Origin of the sequence: Paenalicyclobacillus ferrooxydans, assembly GCF_001399675.1 — a bacterium.
In the GTDB taxonomy this organism is placed as follows: domain Bacteria; phylum Bacillota; class Bacilli; order Alicyclobacillales; family Alicyclobacillaceae; genus Alicyclobacillus_B; species Alicyclobacillus_B ferrooxydans.
Genome location: NZ_LJCO01000079.1, coordinates 57,474 through 77,667, shown reverse-complemented (window position 1 = coordinate 77,667; position 20,194 = coordinate 57,474). Strand labels below are relative to the sequence as shown.

The 20,194-nt window shown below is 52.2% G+C and carries 16 protein-coding genes; 2 read left to right on the top strand and 14 right to left on the bottom strand.

What is annotated here, in order from left to right:
* Nucleotides 1-83 precede the first annotated feature (83 nt).
* Nucleotides 84-2,435, bottom strand: a complete 2,352-nt coding sequence (locus AN477_RS18300) for an endonuclease MutS2 (RefSeq protein WP_054970723.1) — start codon at nucleotides 2,433-2,435, stop codon at nucleotides 84-86.
* 131 nt (nucleotides 2,436-2,566) lie between these two features.
* Here AN477_RS18300 and AN477_RS18295 point away from each other — a divergent pair, with 131 nt between their 5' ends.
* Nucleotides 2,567-2,911, top strand: a complete 345-nt coding sequence (locus AN477_RS18295; protein ID WP_054970616.1) for a phage holin family protein — start codon at nucleotides 2,567-2,569, stop codon at nucleotides 2,909-2,911.
* A 76-nt stretch (nucleotides 2,912-2,987) separates the two neighbouring features.
* On the opposite strand, the gene AN477_RS18290 is transcribed toward AN477_RS18295, so the two are convergent.
* The 11 genes from AN477_RS18290 to AN477_RS18235 all read right to left on the bottom strand — a co-directional run bounded on the left by AN477_RS18290 (nucleotide 2,988) and on the right by AN477_RS18235 (nucleotide 15,142).
* The gene (locus AN477_RS18290; RefSeq protein WP_054970615.1) at nucleotides 2,988-3,563 is read right to left on the bottom strand and encodes a CvpA family protein; all 576 of its coding nucleotides are present in this window, start codon (nucleotides 3,561-3,563) and stop codon (nucleotides 2,988-2,990) included.
* Nucleotides 3,564-3,568: 5 nt separating this feature from the next.
* Nucleotides 3,569-3,928 carry a cell division protein ZapA gene (locus AN477_RS23930; RefSeq protein ID WP_083486436.1) on the bottom strand — a complete coding sequence of 120 codons (360 nt, stop codon included), beginning with the start codon at nucleotides 3,926-3,928 and terminating at the stop codon, nucleotides 3,569-3,571.
* A gap of 73 nt (nucleotides 3,929-4,001) precedes the next feature.
* On the bottom strand, nucleotides 4,002-6,455 hold the full coding sequence (pheT, locus tag AN477_RS18280; protein ID WP_083486435.1) for a phenylalanine--tRNA ligase subunit beta: 2,454 nt from the start codon (nucleotides 6,453-6,455) through the stop codon (nucleotides 4,002-4,004).
* A gap of 69 nt (nucleotides 6,456-6,524) precedes the next feature.
* Nucleotides 6,525-7,565 (bottom strand): phenylalanine--tRNA ligase subunit alpha, encoded by a 1,041-nt coding sequence (pheS, locus tag AN477_RS18275; protein WP_054970721.1) that lies wholly within the window; start codon nucleotides 7,563-7,565, stop codon nucleotides 6,525-6,527.
* 563 nt (nucleotides 7,566-8,128) lie between these two features.
* The gene (gene pstA, locus AN477_RS18265; protein ID WP_054970613.1) at nucleotides 8,129-8,974 is read right to left on the bottom strand and encodes a phosphate ABC transporter permease PstA; all 846 of its coding nucleotides are present in this window, start codon (nucleotides 8,972-8,974) and stop codon (nucleotides 8,129-8,131) included.
* The gene (pstC, locus tag AN477_RS18260) at nucleotides 8,974-9,984 is read right to left on the bottom strand and encodes a phosphate ABC transporter permease subunit PstC (protein ID WP_054970612.1); all 1,011 of its coding nucleotides are present in this window, start codon (nucleotides 9,982-9,984) and stop codon (nucleotides 8,974-8,976) included. The genes pstA and pstC overlap by 1 nt, the downstream gene beginning before the upstream one ends.
* 81 nt (nucleotides 9,985-10,065) lie before the next feature.
* Nucleotides 10,066-11,208, bottom strand: a complete 1,143-nt coding sequence (gene pstS, locus AN477_RS18255) for a phosphate ABC transporter substrate-binding protein PstS (RefSeq protein WP_054970720.1) — start codon at nucleotides 11,206-11,208, stop codon at nucleotides 10,066-10,068.
* A gap of 183 nt (nucleotides 11,209-11,391) precedes the next feature.
* Nucleotides 11,392-12,705, bottom strand: coding sequence for a sensor histidine kinase (locus AN477_RS18250; protein ID WP_054970611.1), 1,314 nt, complete (start codon nucleotides 12,703-12,705; stop codon nucleotides 11,392-11,394).
* Nucleotides 12,706-12,775: 70 nt separating this feature from the next.
* Nucleotides 12,776-13,432 (bottom strand): phosphate signaling complex protein PhoU, encoded by a 657-nt coding sequence (gene phoU / locus AN477_RS18245; RefSeq protein ID WP_054970610.1) that lies wholly within the window; start codon nucleotides 13,430-13,432, stop codon nucleotides 12,776-12,778.
* Between the two features lie 48 nt (nucleotides 13,433-13,480).
* Nucleotides 13,481-14,233 carry a phosphate ABC transporter ATP-binding protein PstB gene (gene pstB, locus AN477_RS18240; RefSeq protein ID WP_054970609.1) on the bottom strand — a complete coding sequence of 251 codons (753 nt, stop codon included), beginning with the start codon at nucleotides 14,231-14,233 and terminating at the stop codon, nucleotides 13,481-13,483.
* 75 nt (nucleotides 14,234-14,308) lie between these two features.
* Nucleotides 14,309-15,142, bottom strand: a complete 834-nt coding sequence (locus AN477_RS18235; RefSeq protein ID WP_054970719.1) for an undecaprenyl-diphosphate phosphatase — start codon at nucleotides 15,140-15,142, stop codon at nucleotides 14,309-14,311.
* Nucleotides 15,143-15,573: 431 nt separating this feature from the next.
* Here AN477_RS18235 and AN477_RS18230 point away from each other — a divergent pair, with 431 nt between their 5' ends.
* Complete coding sequence (locus tag AN477_RS18230) at nucleotides 15,574-18,054, top strand: bifunctional acetate--CoA ligase family protein/GNAT family N-acetyltransferase (RefSeq protein ID WP_054970608.1); 2,481 nt, start codon at nucleotides 15,574-15,576, stop codon at nucleotides 18,052-18,054.
* A gap of 82 nt (nucleotides 18,055-18,136) precedes the next feature.
* Here the strand turns inward: AN477_RS18230 and AN477_RS18225 are convergent, their stop codons facing one another.
* Together AN477_RS18225 and AN477_RS18220 are read right to left on the bottom strand one after the other, a co-directional pair.
* Entirely contained in the window at nucleotides 18,137-18,856 is a 720-nt protein-coding gene (locus tag AN477_RS18225) for a potassium channel family protein (protein ID WP_054970607.1), read from the bottom strand.
* Between the two features lie 18 nt (nucleotides 18,857-18,874).
* Nucleotides 18,875-20,188, bottom strand: coding sequence for a TrkH family potassium uptake protein (locus AN477_RS18220; RefSeq protein ID WP_054970606.1), 1,314 nt, complete (start codon nucleotides 20,186-20,188; stop codon nucleotides 18,875-18,877).
* Nucleotides 20,189-20,194: the final 6 nt, after the last annotated feature.

The following is a 20,194-nucleotide window of genomic DNA, read 5'->3' as shown; positions in this document are numbered from 1 at the left end:
GCTGCGTAACCCCCTTTGTATGTTGAATCACGAGGCACCCCTACGCAATAACATGATACCCCCCATCAGGGCTCGCTGAGTTGTCACTCCAAAGTGACAACGGTCGCACCGTCCCCGCCTTCCCCTTGGCCGCCGCGGACCCACTCTTTGACTTGAGTGTGCCGACTCAGGTACTTCCGTACCCCATCGCGTAAGGCACCAGTGCCCTTCCCGTGAATAATCGTCACACGCGCCAGCCCATTGATCACCGCTTCATCCAGGTACTTGTCAATGCGCGGTATTGCTTCATCGACTGTTTCACCACGAATGTCCAACTGCAGAGGCATCTGTCTCGGCAGTCCACGTTTCACGGAGCGCCCGCCCGTCGGCGCAGAAGTTCCTCCGCCTTCAGCATTTTGCAACAGCTCAATTTCGGACTGCTTCACCTTCATCCTGAGTAATCCAAGTTGCACGGTCAGTGTCTGCTCATCTTCGCTGACTTCTGCGACTTCTCCTTTTTGCCCGAGGGAGAGCACGCGGACCACCGCACCGACCCGAATTTTTTCACGCTGTTTCGCCTTGCGGACAATACGTTCGACTTCCCGAGGCAAAGCAGACTCCAGACCCTTACGTAGTTCGACCAACTCATGGTCCTTAAAGTGACCCGAGTCTTTTCGGCTTCGCAACTCTCGAATAATGCGCTCTGCTTCGCTCTGTGCCCGTTGAACAATTGCTTTGGCTTCATCGACTGCCTGACGTCGAGCCTTTTCAGTCTCAACCCGGAGTTCTTCTTCTTTTCGGAGCAGCTCGTCCTCTAAAGATTTCACCTGATGCCTGGCTTCATCGGCCTCTTGGTGAAGCCTTTCTGTTTCGCGCTGTGCCTTCTCCATACTTTGAAGCAGTGCGTCAATCCGAGCATCATCCGTGCGCACATAGCCCCTCGCTTGTTCAATCACATCTGTGTAAAGACCAAGCCGTGCGGCAATCGCCAGTGCATTTGAACGTCCTGGAATTCCTAAGCGAAGTCGATATGTGGGTCGAAGTGTCTCAACGTCAAATTCCATGCTTGCGTTCATCGCCATTGGATCGTTCATGGCGTATACCTTGAGCTCGGCGTAGTGGGTTGTTGCAACGACGCGTGCACCCACTGCTTTTAGTCGATCAAGAATTGCCATGGAGAGCGCTGCACCCTCTGCAGGATCAGTACCCGCGCCAAGTTCGTCAAGCAGGACCAGGCTTTCGTGCGTCACGTGATGAAACATGCGCACGATGTTGGACAAGTGTGACGAGAACGTCGATAAGCTTTGTTCGATGCTCTGTTCGTCACCGATATCTGCAAATATGTTGTCACACCATCCAATGTCGCATGGCTGACGAGACGGAAGGAAGCAACCGGACATCGCAAGCAGTGTCAGTATGCCAACAGTCTTCAGGGTAACGGTCTTACCACCCGTGTTCGGGCCCGTGATAATCAACATTTGATTGCGGTCCCCAAGAGAAAGGTCAATTGGAACGGCGTGTTCCTTAGCAATCAGAGGGTGTCTGGCTTGGCGCAAAATCCAAGTACTATCCTCACGCAGCCTCGGTCGTTCACAATTTTCCTTCCTTGACCACGCTGCTTTAGCAAACCACTGGTCAACAAGGGCGAGGCACTCGACATTTTGCTGCAACTCAGATCCAATTTCTGCGACGGCCCCAGAGAGGTGTTGCAGAATTTTTTCGATTTCACGCTCTTCGTCAACGAGCAATGCCCTGACCTTTGCCCCGGATTCAACCACAGACTGAGGTTCAATAAATACTGTAGCCCCTGAAGCGGAAACGTCATGTACAATCCCTGGAATCTGATTTTTGTAGTCAATTCGAACCGGCAGGCATAGGCTGTTGCCGCGCATGGCAATGACCGGATCCTGGAGATAGCGGGCGTGTGAGCGGAGCATTTGTTCGAGTTGTTGACGCATCCGAGATTCCAACTGCCGTCTTTGATTTCGGAGTTTGGCCAACTCGGAACTTGCGTGGTCCCAAATCGTTCCGTCCTCAGCAACCGCCTTACGGATTTCTTCCTCGGTTTTGCGAGCGTCATACAGAAGCTCGGAAACCTCCCGCAGCCGCGGGACATCAAGCTCTTCCGAGTCGACCTGCAGTGCCTGGCGAACCCTTCGCCCGCCTTGGATAAAGTCAACCATTCGGTTGAGTTCATCGGTTCCGAGTACCCCACCGATTTCAGCCTTTTTCAACGCGGCTCGGATGTCGGTGATCCCGCCAAACGGTACTGGTCCATATCGGTATAACATCCGAAGTGCTTCATCAACAACCGCCAGTTCTGCTTCGGCTTCTTGTTGGCGCAAGAAAGGCTCCATATCGTCAATCTGTGCCTTGCCGAGGCTGGAGGCCGCGTAAGTGCGGATTTGGGCCTTAACCTTGCTGTATTCGAGTGTTTCGAGTGTTCGTTTGTCCATCCACGTTCCTGCCTTCCACAACGCCTGAAACGGCTTCACAAGGGCGAAGCCGCAAATCCCACTCATTGTACCACATATGAAAGCGTGTCCTGGGCATATTACAGGTGAGACAGCAGAAAGGAAGGTGCCACATGAACCTGATAGGAACAATTGTTCGATTTATTGTGTCAGCGTTAGTTCTGATGTTTGTCGGATTCCTTGTTCCTGGATTCGGCGTCATGAACTTCTGGTCCGCACTCCTTGCAGCCGTCGTGATTGCCCTGCTCGGTTGGGCAATTGAGGCCCTCTTTGGCCGTCGAATATCTCCCTATGGCAGAGGTATCGTCGGGTTTATCTCTGGTGCGGTCGTGCTGTACTTAGCCCAGTTAGTCGTACCAGGAATGCGTGTGACCATTCTTGGGGCCCTCCTCGCATCACTTGTGATCGGTATCATCGACTTGTTTGTTCCAACGGAGATGCGCGGCAGACGAGACTAGAAAGATTTAGGGACTAGAAAAGTCTGTAAGAAACGAGCGGCCACAACTGTGGTTCGCTCGTTTCGTGTTAAAATTTTCATCCCGAATTATTGGTTGAATTCACGGTTTGGCTTTGGTTTTGGCTCCGCCCTTGACCTTGGTTCTGACTTTGGTTGTGTGTGATGCCAGGGTGATTGGCGTCCAGCCACTGTACAATAACCGAGTTCGACAGGTCGGCTTGAAGTTTTTGATTGTTGATGTAATGCGACACCAGCGAGGCCACGTATACAAACACGATAGCCAGAACTAAACCAGCCACCATACCCGCGAGACGGTTGACGGTCGACAATAATGGCAAGCTGAACAGTGCATCAATTAAACCCGCGGCGTAACGCAGAATCAAAAAAGATATAATGAATAGAATTGTAAATGCTACTGCTCCGGAAAAGTTCCCCAGCACGAGCTGGAACACCCCGTTCGACGGTGGTATCCACTTTGTCCCTTGCAGCATCTGATCGACAGCTGGCGTTAATACGGGTCGCAGCCAAAGTGCAACAAAATACGCTATCACAGTCCCAAAGAGGCGGGTTACTTGGCGGACCAGCCCCAGCCTGTAGCCGTTCCATCCACCGAGCACCACGATGACCACAATGACTAAATCGACAATGTTCACGGACCTTAAACTCCCCCAGACCTAGGCGAGGATTCTGGCGAAACCCTTGTATGCTCGTCCAACAAGACAAGCACTTCATGGTACTTGGACTGCAACTCTCGATTTTCTTCTCGCAACTCTCGATTTTCTTCTCGCAACTGTCGATTCTCTTCGCGCAGGCGAATCAACTCGTCTTCCAAGTTCACTGCTGTCAATACCGCAATGCGGCGCCCGTCGAGGCGAGGGTTGGCTGATGCGATTTGCTGCATGAGGCTGTCTACAGCCCGAGCCACACCCCGGAGGTGCGTTTCGCTCGCTTCTCCGCGCAAGGTGTAGTCCGTACCGCCAATCGTAACTCGGGACCTGTGTCGTGCATCATCGGCCATCGTTTGCCACCCTCCCCATACGCATCGTTATTCTAGATACGGATATAAATCCCTGCAGAACAGGAGCCTATCGTTAACTTCTGAGAACAGCTGCAAACTCACGTTGCCAGCGGGCAAGCACCCGACTTTCGAGGTGACTGACTTCCTCGTCTGTCAGCGTCCTGTCGGTTGCACGGTAAATGAACGAAAATGCCACACTTTGATGGCTCTCTGGAATTCCTTTCCCTCGATAAACGTCAAACACATTACACGATTCGAGGAGACTTTCAGTACCAGAAGATAGCTCCTCCTTGGCTGCGTAGAGCAGGTCGCCGACAGCAACGTTTTGGTCGACAACGACAGCGAGATCGCGCAAGGAAGCCGGGAACCTTGGCAGAGGTTGAACGTGATACCGCAGGTTGAGCAAAGACTCGATTGCGTCGAGGTGGAATTCCGCGTAGACAGCTCCCGCAACGCCCATTTCTTCTGCTGTTTCCGGATAGATCTCACCAACTTGACCAATCCTGATGTCATCTACGACAACTTCTGCGCTGCGTCCTGGGTGCAGGTACGGCACATTGGTCTTTCGAAATGCAGCACGGTGCCCAAGTCCGAAGGCACTTAACCAAACTTCTATGGATCCTTTCGCGTCATAAAAGTCAAACGCACGCGGACGCTGCCCAAGCTGTACCGGATACTCACCAAACCAAAGCCCTGCCCACATAGTTTCCTCGATCGGCTGCTCCGTCAGCGGCAACGACTTCGGCCGATATACACGAGCCAACTCGAACACCTGTCCGCCCAGGTTTCCATGAGACAGGTTGTATTCACCAATCTGAGCGAGACTCGGCAGCATGTGCGTTCTCATCACCGTACGTTCGTCTGAGAGAGGCATGGCAATCGGGATCATCCTCCGATACTCCGCATCTTCAGGCAAACGCATCCTGTCCAATTGTGACGGATGGGTAAAGGAATACGTGAAAACCTCTGTCATGCCAGCGCCAAGCAAGATATGACGAGTGGTTTGGTGGATCTTCTGCCGGAGAGTGCGCGTACCGGTTGTCGTGGCTCCCTCAGGAAGGGTGGACGGAATCTCGTCGTAGCCAACGAGGCGAGCGATCTCTTCCACCAAGTCGGCCTCACGCGTGATGTCAGGGCGCCGCGTGGGAACAGCAACGTCCCACTCCCTGTCGGATCCAGAGAAATTTGACGTCGAAATGTGAAATCCAAGTCTAGAAAAGACATCCTGCATCGTCTCATCAGCAATCTCGGCGCCGAGCAGTTCACGGCAGCGCGAAGGGGAGAATGCCACCATTCGGGATTCCGCAGCGGGCTCCTCCGTCCTTGCCGTGCTCGCTACATCGCCAACGATGCTCGCCCCACAAATCTGCTGGTACAGTTCAGTTGCACGGTTGAGTGCTGCTCTCACGGCGACAACATCGATACCCTTTTCAAACCGTTGTTGTGCCTCCGAGCGCAACCCAAGACGCTGCCCCGTTCGGCGGACGGACGGTGCATCAAAAGCGGCTGACTCGAGTACGACGCGGTTTGTCTTCTGTGTGACCTCCGTATTTTCACCGCCCATCACGCCTGCCAAACCAATTGCCCTGTCCGGATCGGAAATCACAATCATGTCTTGAGTCAGTGAACGTTCTTCGCCGTCGAGCGTCACCAGTTTCTCGCCGTTGTGAGCCTGTCGCACAACAATCGTCTCTTGGCGGACTTCATCAAAGTCGAACGCGTGCAGTGGTTGTCCCCACTCCAGCATCACGTAGTTTGTGATGTCAACCGTCGCATTGATGGGGCGGACACCCATTGTCAAAAGCCGCATCTGCATCCACAGCGGGGACGCAACATCGTTAAGACCGGAAAGAACCTGCGCGTCATATCTGCTGCACAAGTCCGTCGCGATCTCGATGTGCACCGGAGAACCTTCACCAGTGACAGCTCGCTTCGGCGGCTCAAACCGGATCGGCCGACCGTATAAAGCCGCAATTTCGTATGCCAGTCCCCGGATCGAGAGGCAGTCACTGCGATTTGGCGTGAGATCAATATCGAGCACAACATCGTTCAATTGAAGCAGGTCCGCCACATCTGCGCCAACGATTGTGTCGGATGGCAGAATATACAGACCCTCTGTTTGCTCCTTGGGCAGCAACTTCACTTCGAGACCAATTTCAGATGCCGAACAAAGCATACCCTGGGACTCAATCCCGCGCAGCTTCGCCTTGCCAATCTTGCCACCCGGTAGATTCGCGCCGACGACAGCTACCGGCACTTTTTGTCCAGCCGAGACATTCGGTGCCCCGCAGACAATCGTCAGTAACTCATCTTGTCCTACATTGACTTGGCATACGCGCAGTCGATCCGCATTCGGATGCTGTTCACACGCGACCACTTCGCCGACAACGACCCCGCTGACTCCTTTGACACGCGGTGCAACCCCGTCAACCGTAAGTCCGCCCCTGGTCAGTCGTTCCGCGAGTTCATCCGGACTCACTCCAGTGATGTTCACTACTTCACACAGCCACAGATATGACACCTTCATGCATGATACACTCCTTGCCTCATCGAGTCTTCAGTCGGTTTTTGATGCAGAACAATGCCTGTCGACCCTTTACACAAGCGTGCGGGCAAACTGGCTTAGTAAACGGAGATCGTTTTGGTACAGTTGTCGAATGTCCTCAATCCCGTATTTCAACATGGCGATCCGTTCCGCCCCCATACCAAACGCGAAACCGCTGTAGATTTTGCTGTCATATCCGGCCCAGTCGAGCACGTTTGGATGAACCATCCCGGCACCGAGAATCTCGATCCACCCGGTATCCTTGCAAACCCGGCAACCCTTGCCGCCACAGTTCACACACAGCACGTCCACTTCCGCAGACGGTTCAGTAAACGGAAAGAAGCTCGGACGAAGCCGGACTGCCTGGTTCGGCCCGAACACGGCCTTGGCAAACTGTTCGAGGACCCCTTTCAGGTCGCTCATCCGGATGCCTTTATCAACCACGAGACCTTCAATCTGATTAAACGCGTGTGAATGTGTCGCATCATCTTCGTCGCGGCGATAGACCCGGCCAGGAACAATCACCTTCACCGGCGCACTTGGGCACATCCGTTCCATCGTGCGAACCTGCATGGGTGACGTATGCGTGCGCAGCAACAGGTTTTCCGTCAAGTAAAACGTGTCTTGCATATCCCGGGCAGGATGGTCCTTCGGGAGGTTCAGCCGTTCAAAGTTATACTCATCGGTTTCAATTTCCGGGCCTTCGGCAATCTCGAATCCCATTCCGAGAAACACATCTTCAATCTCCTCGATGACCCTTGTAATCGGGTGCATCGCGCCACGTTTCGTCTTACGGCCGGGGAGTGTAACGTCAATCTGCTCTGCAGCAAAGCGCGCCGCAAGAGCCGCCTTTTCCAGCTCAGAGAGACGCGCGTCAAACGCCTCTTGCAACTGCCCGCGCAGCTGATTGAGCAAACTGCCGACAATCGGCCGTTCCTCTGCTGACAGTCCCCCCATCTGCCGCGATACCTGTGTCAGTCGACTCTTTTTCCCGAGAAACTCGATGCGCCACTCTTCCAGAGCTTTGACATCTGAAGTCGCTGCTAATGCCTCCACTGCACCCGCTCGCAAGTGTGCTAACTCCTGTTCGATTTCTTGAACGTTCATAACGATTCCTCCATCCCTGTGACCTTGGAACCCCATCTTTCTCAGACCTGGGTCTCGACGATCCGGTACACTGAAAATGCAAAACAAGTCCTTGCTATGTTCGACAAAGCTATGTTCATCAAAAAGAGCAATTCATCCCAAAGGGACGAATTGCTCGCGGTACCACCCTCATTGACAGAACTCACCAATCGTTGCCAAAGGCTGCGAAAACCTCTGGTGAACAAGGAGTTCAGTCCTCCTCAAAGGAATGTAACGGATTCCAACCGATGCCCCCTACTCACCTGTCTGCCAGGCGTTCAGGCGCACAACTCAAGGGTGAACTTCACCGTGACATCACGCAGCCCGCTCGCAGTCTCTGGCAAGGCCTCCCTGCAACGGATATCCCTCGGTTACTCTCCCAGTCATCGTCAAGTGCCGTATCGAGTTGTGCATAGTATAGCGAAAACACGCCCCTGCGTGCAACATTCATAACCACAACTGCTTGTCCCGTTGGTGGTAAAACCATCATGAGCGGTGCTTGAGCTTATATCCTGCGTTCTGTACTGGTCCTATCGGCGCAACGACGGACGGGTTACGAGCGCCCGGACAGCGATGTTGATAACAAGAACGATGACGAGCAGGACAAATGCAGCACTGTAGGCCAACTGATGAGACGCCGTATAGGGCATGTCGATATAGGTCCATACAATATACGTCAGATAACCGAGTTGATGATGGGTCAACTGCCAAGTCGGGTTCAGGGATGACCACCCAGCAGTATACAAGAGCGGGGCGGTTTCGCCCATCCCAATCGCGATTGCCATCAGGATGCCGGTCGCCATGCCTCCGGCAGCTGGTCGCCAAATGACTTTATAGACAGCTTGGAACCGAGTCATTCCAAGTCCCCAAGCTGCTTCCCGCAAGGACAGCGGCACTTGCTGGAGACTGGCCTCCGTGTTTCGGAGGATATACGGCAACATGATAATGGTGAGTGCAATTCCGCCAGCAATCGGGGAAAAGCCCCAGCCCCACTGCAAGACCATCAAAAGGTATCCAAAATATCCAATGACGATAGAGGGAACACCAGACAAGACTTCGGTTAAGAAACGGATGGTCTTAGCCACCGGCTTTGATGCAAACTCCGAGGTAAAAATTCCTCCCAAGACCCCAAGCGGCCCTGCAAGGATAATCGAGATGATAATCAACTCAAACGTTCCCAGAATGGCGTTTTCGAGACCACCAGCTTCACCCGACGTCACCGTCCAGAGCATGTTCCACCGAAACGATGCAACACCTTTGAGAATAATAGTCCCAACCATGTCGGCCAGACTGAACAACACAAGTGCGGTGGCGATCCACCCAAGCGTCCATCCCATCGTAGAACCGAACTTTCTTCGCTTTCGACGGAGTGCCATTACGCGGCCACCCCCGCTTTCGTGGAACGACGACGGCCAGTTCGAGTCACAAGCCAGCGTGCCAAGAAGTTTGTCAGCAGCGTGAGAACCATCAGGATGAGTGCGAGTTCTGCTAACGCGTGAACAGCCATCTGCGATGCGTCCGTCAGTGCACTGTCCAGCTGGTCAGCGATAACCGCAGCCATGGTTGAAATCGGACTATAGAGGTTATGCGGCAACAGATTCATTGCACTGCCGCTGACCATCAAAACCGCCATGGTTTCACCCATCGCCCTCCCCCAACCGAGTGCCAGGGCCCCGACAAAGCCATCTCGAATAAAGGGCATGCATATATAGCGAACGACTTCCCAGGTTGTCATGCCCAGTCCGATTCCACCTTCACGGTAGAGAATGGGCACCTGCATGAGCAGATCACGCGTCGTCGCTGTAATAATCGGCACAATCATGATGGCAAGCACTAAACCACTGGACAACAGACCCAAACCCGTTCCAACTGGTCCACGGAGGTATGGAACTACAGGTCCCAAGTGAGAGAGCCAGACGGCAAGGTTATCCCTGACCCAAGGCGCAAGCGTAATAATGCCCCAAAGCCCAATCACAACACTCGGGATTCCTGCCAGGAGTTCGACCAGAATGGATAAGATCCATTGCAAGACCCCACGAACGCGGTATGCCAATATGAGGGCAGTGAACATCGAAATTGGGATAGCGATAAGGATGGCGATGATTGACGATGCCAACGTCCCTACAATAAAGGGTAATGCGGCATATGAGGCGCCTGCTGCGGCGGTCACGCCATTCTTGTGTTCCAACGCACCGTAGAGATTTCCCATGTTCCACTGAATTCCGTAGATGAAGTGCCATCCATTAAACTTCATACTCGGAATTGCTTGAACCAGCACGATCAGCGCAATAACAACCAAAAACACGACAGGGCTACTGGCAGCAACGCCAGTAGCCACGCGGAAAACCCTGTCTGCATTTTTGGAGGCTGAACTCACCTTACGCACAAACATCAGCTCCTGTATGCAACGATAACTTCAAGCTTTCTGTACTGATTCTGCCTTGCCTATCATATCATTTGGCTAATGTCAGCTGCCAATCTGATTGATTTGCGCCTGGCTCTTTGGTGCAACTGAAGCTGGCAGCGGCAGGAAGTGGACGGGTGTCATGTACTGAGAACTGTCTCCACCGCTCGGACTGATTGCCCAGTTCAAGAACTTCTTCAGCGCAGCCGCGGTTGCACCGGATTGTTGCTTGTTCACGATGGCGTACTCGAAGTTAATGATTGGGTAGGAGTTCGCCCCCGGAGAGTAAATGAGGGAAATCCGTTCACTTGCCGGCACCTGACTGACCATGGTACTTGCAGCAGCCTGGATATTGGCCTGCGTCGGAAGAACGAAATTTCCAGACTTGTTTTGCAGGGCAGCATAACCCAAACCCTTTTGAGTTGCTTTATCCAACCAACTGATACCAACGTACCCAATACTGTACGGTGTATTTGCTAACTGGCTGACAACACCGTCGTTGCCCTTGGCACCCACCTCGCTCGCGACAGCCGGCCAGGAAATGCTCGTTCCGTAGTTCGGGCCTGAGCTGGAACCCCAAGTCTTGTTGGTGTCAGACAGAAACTGAGTGAACAAGAACGTGTCACCACTGCCGTCCGTACGACGGACAGGCACAATCGGTTTGTGCGGCAGAGATACACCCGGGTTTAAAGCTTTGATTGCGGCGTCATCCCAATAGGTGATTTTACCGAGGTATATCTGACCGAGAACGTCTCCAGTCAGCTTCAGATGGCCTTTCACGCCAGGCAGGTTATACATAATTTGCTGTGCAGAGATGGCAAGCGGAATGTTCAACATGTTTGGACTCTGTGCTATTTGAGCATCGGACATATATGCATCGGATGCACCAATTTGCACCGTACCGGCAATCGCCTGAGAGATACCCGTTCCGCTGCCAGTCGAAGCAGCAGTCAACTTCACGCTCGGGTCAACCGACTGATAGGCTGCAATCCATTGATTGTTAAACAGAGGATAAAGTAATGATGATCCGGTTTCGTTCAGCGTCACAGCACCGGATGCGCTCGTACCTGTTGCATTCCCAGAAGCGTTTCCTGCAGTGCCGGAACCCGATGTATTGTTACCAGCTCCCGTACCACAGCCAGCGAGAGAAGCAATTAAACCTGCAGCCGTTACCGAGACGGCGATCCACTTACCAGATTGTTTCATCAAATTTATCCTACCCCCTGATGGTTTGAATCACTGTTTCATTCCAAATGTAAGTTTCCCTTTCGATGAACACTTTATCAGGGGAATGTAAATCCACAATGAACCCTATGTAAAGTCTTTGTAAATTTACTAGGGAATTTGTCGAACCAAGTTTACATGAAGCAATGATTGCAATTTAAATGACTACACTTTATCGGGTGTTTCCGTTGGAAGTCCCTGCAAACGCGAGACCGTGAACCAGAAGTCACTGCCAAGACCGGGCTCACTGTCGACTCCAATCTCACCACCATGCGTCTGAACGATATGCTTCGCAATGGCCAGCCCTAGGCCTGTCCCTCCCGTTGCGCGGCTTCGATCGCGATCGACACGGTAGAAGCGTTCGAACACCCGCTCCTGATGCTCTTTTGGAATTCCAATGCCAGTGTCAGCAACATGAATCTTGACTCTATCGACATAAGACTCAGCGAACACGGTCACCACCCCCCCTAAAGGAGTGTAGTGAATCGCATTCGTAACGAGATTGAGTACAACCTGCTTAAGCTGTTCCTCCGCTCCCCAAACTACAAGGTCTGCAGTCACGGTATTTTCCACAACAACTTGTGCAGCTTGCGCAATGGGTTCAATCACCCGTACACTTGCGGCAACGACCTCTTGTAAATTGACCTTCGAAAACGAAAGTCCCCCATTCCCACTTTCAAGGCGTGTCAGCGTCAACAGGTCTGCGACCAGATTCTTCATGCGAATCGACTCGTCATGGATGACCCTTAAAAATTCGGTTTGGATCTGTGCGTCTTTCTCCCCGTCAAGCAAAGTCTCAGCAAACCCTTGAATGGCCGTAATCGGTGTCTTTAACTCATGCGAGACATTTGCGACAAAGTCGGAACGCATTTGCTCTATCCTGCGCCACTGTGACACGTCGTTACAAAGCAACAGAGCAGTGTAAATCTGACGCGGACCAGCCCCCGCAGGCGCGTCGAGGGGAATCGGGATGACTTGCACGCTGACAGTAAGACCTTTGCGCAAGTTCATTTCAGACGACCATTTGTGCCCAAACAGCAGCGCGTTGTCAATCGCTGCACCGAGCTCATAGTTATGAATGACCGTCCAGTGGTCAGTTCCAAGCACATCCGCAATTGGTCGCAGAAACATTTGCTCTGCAGCTTGATTCATCCGTTCAATCCGTCCGTTGGTACTCACATAAATAACCCCGGTTGTCATGGTTTCGAGGATGTGTGTCAAGACATCCCGTTCCTCAGACAACCGGGTAATCTGCTTTAATACGCTGTCCATAGCTTGATTCAAAACGCTGGCTGCGGCCTTCTCTTCAGCCGTTTGAACATCAGTGATGCGTCCCTCTCTACCCGCTCCGCTGCCGGCAAACGCACGAACGGTCTGTACGATGTCTGTAATGAAGAGGCGGCGTCTCCTGCTGCGCACGTAGCGCTCTACAAACAAAACAAAAAACACAGCAGCCATAATTAAGAGACCGAGCGTCATGCCATGGTTTCCCTCCAACCTAACGGCATGAAACTGGGGGCCTCCCCAGTCTCACACCTGTTTTCACAATTCAGTTCAGATCGGACCGTTCGCCAGAAATAATGTAAATAACGCCTTCTCCAATGTTGGTCGCGTGATCGCCAATCCGTTCGAGATGACGTCCGATAAACGCCAAACTCATGGTCTGCTCTGCAACACTAGGATTGTTTGTAGCGATTTTGAACAACTCTTCGACCATTTTTCGGTAGATATGATCTACTTCATCATCTTCTGGAGCCAACTTTTCAGCCAGTTCGAGACTGCTTTCAACATACGCGTTCAGGGCATCAGAGATCATCTGGTCGACAATCCCTGCCATGCGGGGAATATCCACGAGCGGCTTGACGAGCTTTTGCCCACGCAGACGGATAACCGATTTCGCGATATCCACTGCGTTGTCTCCCATTCGTTCTAAGTCAGTTGCAATTTGTAATCCGGAAACAATCTTACGCAGGTCTGTTGCAACCGGTTGTTGTGTTGCAATCAATCGAATGCATAGATCCTCAATCTCATGTTCCTCGCGGTTGATGGCCTTGTCTCCGTCCACGACGCTTTGTGCCACCTCCGCGTCCAACCCTTGCAATGCCTGAATCGATTTTCGAATCGCTTCCTGGACGTCCCCGCCCATCTTCAGCAGTTTCAACTTCAATTCACGCAGTGCCAAGTCAAAGTTATGCCGTTGCTGCATTGTCTCCCCACCTATCGTCGGCCTCCGGTTGCAGGCTCGTCCTTTGCATCAACCGAATCGCCCAGTAATATAATCCTCGGTTCTCTTGTCGACTGGATTTGTAAATATCCCCGTCGTTTCCCCAAATTCTATCAGTTCTCCATTGAGGAAAAACGCCGTCTTGTCGGCGACACGAGCCGCTTGTTGCATGTTATGCGTCACAATGACAATCGTGTACGACTCCTTCAACTGCTCAACCAGCTCTTCCACGCGGAGTGTGGAAACCGGATCGAGCGCCGATGCAGGTTCATCCATCAGCAACACCTCGGGTTCCACAGCTAGAGCACGAGCGATACAAAGGCGCTGTTGCTGGCCACCGGAGAGTGCAGTCGCTGGAGTATGTATCCTGTCTGCTACCTCATCCCACAACGCAGCCATCTTCAAGCTCTTTTCCACGCGGTCTGTAAGTTCTGTACGGTTTCGTATACCGCCAAGACGCAGACCAATCGCAATATTGTCGTAAATGGACATGGTCGGAAACGGATTGGCCTTTTGAAAGACCATACCGACCACACGCCTCACGTCAACCGGGTCCATGGTGTAGAGGTCTTCATCTTCCAATCGAATAGACCCTTCCATTTTGGCACCGGGACTTGTCTCGTGAAGCCGGTTTAAACACCGGATAAACGTCGACTTGCCGCACCCGGATGGACCGATAATCGCAGTGGCTCGGTTGGCATCCAGTTCCATCGTTATACCCTTCAGGGTCAGAGAATCTCCGTACCACGCTTTTAAATCTGTGACCGAAATTGATTTCCCCATACTCACACCTCGACTCTATGTTGAGCTTTACCTGTATTCGATAAAGCTATGCGATAGCAATCATGGTCTATCTCATTAAAAGTGAAGGCCTGCAGCGACCATTAATGAGACCACAACACCCACTACGATACAGTACACTGCAAATGGACGAAGTGCATTTGTGATATCCCCACGAAAGTAACGCATCAGGAAGAATGTGCTCAAAAAAGCTAGAATACCCGTCAAGATACCGCCAATGATTCCAAAGTGCAAGACTTGCGTCGCATGCGAATGAATCACTTTCGGTACTTCGAGGATACCAGCACCAAGGATGACTGGTGTGGCGAGCAGGAAGGAAAACTGCGCAGCGTCCTCATAGCTGAGTCCAACTGCCAAGGCCGCTGTCATTGTAATGCCCGAGCGCGAGAAGCCAGGAATCAGCGCCAGCACCTGAATCAAACCGATGAAAAAGCTCTGGCCATAGCCCATTCGCGACAGTCTTACCGTTTGCCGATGACGTTTGCGCAGACGGTCAGCCAGCAACAGAACAAAACCGTTCACAATCAAAAACAAGGCTGCTGATAGGGCCGACGGAAAGAGGGCTCGAAACTTGTGCTCAAACAGTTTCCCAACGATGGCTGCCGGAATGGTTGCAACGATAATCAACAGAAGCAGCCGTTTTTCCGCTGCCTTGCCGGCTTGAAACAAGGACCCAATCAACCGCACCCAGTCGCGCCAAAAATAGATGAGTAACGCTATCGCAGTTCCGAGATGCAACATGACGACAAAAGGAAGAAACTGGTTGTTTTGCGACACGGACACCCATCCTGCAAGGTACGGCAGAAGGACTGCATGGCCGACACTGCTAATTGGGAATAGTTCAGTAATACCTTGTACAATCGCGTACACAATGGTTTGTATCCAACTCATAACTTTCCGGTCATCCTTCCATTTTTCTCCTCGGGGAACAAAGCATCTGGCAGGCGAATCAGTTCCTTTACGAGTCAAGGTCAAGTCATCGCGGCTCAAAAGCGCCGCAAAATTCGCCAAAATGCGTCATCGCGTGCAGCGTTTGAGCACGTCTCCTTGGCAAATATCCCAGTTCAAGCGTGACATTGTCAAGGAGGACGTCGTCAGGGGAGGACGTTGTCAAGCCCTGTGGCGTGAGAACCCGACACTCGTGATTCTATAAAAATTTCATGAATTACGTATAAAGACTTTGTAAACGCTGTGTAAAGACTTCATGAACGGATCATGAATCTATTTTGATTTCTGTAAATGAGCAGTTCGCATCATCGGAGTTTTGGAAAAAAGACGTTACAATAGTGGTGAACGCCAGTTGTTTAAAAGGGGCGGTACAAATGTCGAGAGTCATTCTGCGCGATGGCAGGGTGGCGGAAGTCCGCCGTGCGCATAACACTGAGGAAGACAGACAGTTGGTGCGGGCACTGTTCGCACACGCATCTCCAGAGAGCTTGTACTACCGATTTTTCCACATGGTCCGGGAAGTCAGTGAAGACATCTTAAATACCATGCTCACCGACGATGGGAACAAGGCACTTTCACTCATCTGTGTGGCTGGCGATAAAGCAATTGGCATTGGGACATATGTTCGCCAAGATGAACTTTGTGCCGAGGTAGCTCTGCTTGTCAATGACAACCTGCACGGAAAGGGCATTGGCACCTTGTTGCTCGAACATCTGGCGCACATGGCTTGGCGATATGGAATACGCCGGTTTGAAGCGACCGTGCTCAGCGACAATCAGAAAATGCTGCAGGTATTCCACGCAAGCGGGTTCGAAAACTCCAGGCGGCGGCTCTCTGACGTTTACGAATTAACGTTGCCGCTCGCTGAAACAGAGCGAATTCGAGCACTCCAGGATACCCGCGAGAAGTTGTCCACAGCAGCCTCACTCATGCCCTTCTTTCAGCCGAAAGCGATTGCTGTCGTTGGTGCGTCGCGGGACCCTAGACGCCTTGGTCACATGTTATTCCGCCATGTGCTGGGCGGAGAATTCAGCGGTACCGTTTACCCCGTCAACCCAAGTGCCGGAGCTGTGTCAGGTGTGCGAGCCTACCCGGATGTCGTGTCGATTCCCGAACAAGTCGATCTCGCCATTATCGTTGTCCCTGCCTGGCAAGTATCCAGTGTCGTAGATGATTGTATCGCCGCAAAGGTCCGTGCCGTTCTCATCACCTCTGCTGGGTTTGGTGAATCCGGGCCAGAGGGTGTGCAACTTGAACAGTCAATCCTGGAGAAACTGCGCGGTGCTGGGATCCGTTTAATCGGCCCCAACTGCCTTGGTCTTGTGAGCACCACAGAGGATGTCCAACTGAACGCCAGCTTTGCTCCTTTCATGCCTTTGTACGGAAGCATGGCCATTGCCAGTCAATCCGGCGCCCTCGGCATTGCTATCCTGGAGGCAGTCAGTCGCAGCGGCATCGGCGTTTCGTCCTTCTGCAGTACAGGCAACAAAGCTGATGTATCCAGTAACGACCTACTCCTGTATTGGGAAGACGACGCACAGACGAAACTCATCACCTTGTACTTAGAGTCCTTCGGTAATCCACGGAAATTTAGTCGGATTGCAAGGAGGTTATCTCGCAAAAAGCCGATTCTCGTCGTGAAAGGGGCAAGAACCGCAGAAGGGGTTCAAGTTTCGCGGGCACGCACGGCTGCATTGTCCGGTCACGAATCTACCGTCGAGGCTCTCTTCCGTCAAACAGGCATCATCAGGCTTGACAGCCTTCAGGAAGTGTTCGACGTTGCATTGATGTTAAATTTTGCACCGCTGCCAAGAGGAAAGAAGATTGCTGTTGTAACCAACACTGCTGGCGGTGCCGTCATGAGCGCGGATGCCCTTGGCAGGTCTGGTCTTGATTTTGTTGGACCGCCTATCGATTTAGGCTTTGAAGCATTACCACAAGGGTACCGGGACGTGCTTCCCCATGTTCTGCGCGATCCAAACGTGGACGGCGTCTTGGTTCTCTTCAGCCAAGTTGGACTGTCTGAGGAAGAGTCGGTGTCAGCAGCCATTATTGAGGCAGTAAAAACAGTCACAGCCGAATGGGAAGCGGCGGGTATTGCACCGAAACCAGTTGTCGGGAACTTTCTTATGACGGGTGAACCTCGGCTGCGGACGATCGGAGACGACACGTGCAAAATTCCTGTCTATCCTTATCCGGAGCAAGCTGCCCTTGCACTGGCAAAAGTCTCCGAATATGCTCAGTATCTTCATCGTCCACTTGGACACATTCCTGACATGCAGGACCTTGACTGCCACCGAGCTCGTTCGGTTATCCGTACCTGGTTGGACGATGAAAACGCAGATAGTGCGTCCGAACGATGCCTCCCTCCCAGCCAGTGCCAAGAGGTATTGATGTCTATCGGACTGCCACTGGCGCCCGGAAACACAGCGGACAAACTTGACCACTGTGTCCGCGTTGTGATTACGTCACATCCGCTTTTTGGGCCGACCATGCAACTGCACCGGGACTCAGACATCGCCGGCTCTGAGAACTCTTCCTGCAACCATCTGCCGTCTGCCCCTGACAAGAGAGCGTCATATCGGTTTCTTGAACAGGCTCGCGCAACGAAACTGATTCCACTGACCGATGTCGATGCTGCCGACCTCGTGGGGCAAGTCGTGGTTCGAGCAGTGTCTGACGCAACCAGATTGGATACGGGCGATTACGATACGCTTTTAGCCGAAGCATTGTTGCGAATCTCGAGGCTCGTTGACGACGCACCTGAAATCAAAAGCATGACACTCAGTTTCGCAATGAGTGAGGGGATAGTTAGGACGTACGGCTGTACCATGCAGGTCAACCTGCCGATCTAACCAAGGTTGCAGCTTCGGCAATAAAGGAGTTCCATCCACCTTGCAAGGCCCGTTATCAAAACGAGCGGTTGGCCCTTTGGGCTCAACCGCTCTCTGCCACTTTTGCAACCCGATGCAACGACTCCGACGACCCGAGCAACACAACTCGGTCTCCATCTTGGACGATGTCCTTCGCGGATACGGGGAAAATCGTCTTATTGCCTCTCAGAATCAACAGTACTTGAACGCCGAAGCGGTGCGGGAGGTTTAATCCCTCGAGGGACTTTCCGACAAGTTCTCCGCCGGCATTGACTTCCATCATAAAGACTTCTTCGTACAGCTCAATCATCTCGAGAATGGACGAACGCGTCAATAAGCGAGCAAGTCTGACACCAGAATCGTGTTCAGGATACACAACGTAGTCGGCACCTAGCCTGTCTAAAATCTTTCCATGCGTAGCATGCGTGGCTTTTGCAACCACGTACAATCCGAAATCTTTACAGTTGATAGTTGCGTGGTTGGAGGCTGTTTCGTTGTCTCCAATCGCGACGATGACAGCATCTACGTCCTTAATGCCGGCCTCTGCTAGAAACTCGCTGTCTTCTGCGTTGCCAATGGCTGTATGACACTGGTGCGCCATCGGCTCGAGGCACTCTGCGTCTTGATCAATCAAAAGCACGTGATGGCCGTTCCGAACGAGTTCTTGTGCAGCCCCTGTGCCGAACCGTCCCGCACCAATGATACCTATCGTCTTTGGATTGCGCCGACCCAAGTTTGAAAACCGACTGCTCCCGAGTAATCCAAGTGGTCTGCTGTTGGCCAAGGTTTCGTCGCCTCATCTCTACCCGATTAAAATGCGTTCAGGAATACGTTTCACTTTGGATTGACCCTTTTGTACAAGGCTGATAAGCAAGGTTAAGATCCCAATCCGTCCCACGTACATCGTGAAGATTAAGACCCACTTAACCGGCGTGTTGACGATACTTGTAATGCCTGTCGTCAATCCGACGGTGCCAAACGCCGAGACTTCCTCGAATACGATCCGCATCAATCGTATCCTAGGCTCAAGAGCCGCGTCAATCATGGTACACCCCATGACAACACCCATTGCGAGCAAGAAGATAACGAGCGAGCGCTGAGCCTGTTCTTGAGGAATCGACCGCTCCCCAACGACAATCTCCGACCTGCCTCGTGCGGTGGATAGCGCCGTCCGGATGAGCGTGTAAAACGTCGTCGTCTTGATGCCGCCGCCAGTCGAGCCGGGAGAAGCACCAATAAACATTAAAATGGTAAATACAAACCATGTGACCTCTTTCAAATGGCCGACCGGAATCGCATCAAATCCGGCTGTGCGCGTCGTGACAGACATAAACCAAGCATTCAAGATCTTGTATGGCCACGATAACCCTTTCATCGATGCATACGACTCAAAAAAGAGGACCAGCAGGGTCCCAGCTACAAGCAAGAATGCAGTAACGCGCAAAACAATGCGGGTATGTAATGACAGTGTCCTCGTCCGCCGGAAATTGTACAGTTCAGCCAAGACGATAAACCCAAGACCTCCGAAGATGATGAGGATACTCGTCAGCAACAGTACAAACGGATCGGTCGAGAACCCCTCGAGAGAGTTTCCCCAAAGGTCAAACCCTGCATTATTAAATGCAGAAATGGAGTGAAATATACTAATCCCAACCGCACGGTCCCATGGATAATGGTAGACAAATCGAAAGTACAGCGTAAACAGGAGTGCAGCCGCACCCTCAAAAGCAAAGCTGAACTGCAAAATGGCTTTCATTAACCTGACGACACCGTGTACACCAAAGTTCCTGTCTTCAGCGATGACCATGCGGGCACCGAGCGAAATTTTACGTCCCATCAAGAGATAAAAGGATGTCGTCACGAAGGTTATGCCTGCTCCACCCACCTGAATCAGCACCGCAATAACAACATCCCCAAATGTCGTCCAGGTTGTCGATGTCGTAACAGTCGAAAGCCCTGTAACGTAAAGAGCACTAGCTGACGTAAAGAAGTCATCCGTAAACGAAACCGGGACATGTCTGGATATAGGTAATGCAAGCAGCAACGCCCCAATCAATGCAATGCCAAAATAACTGATGGCAATGATCCGAGGCGGTGTAAATCGAAATCCTTTCACTGAATC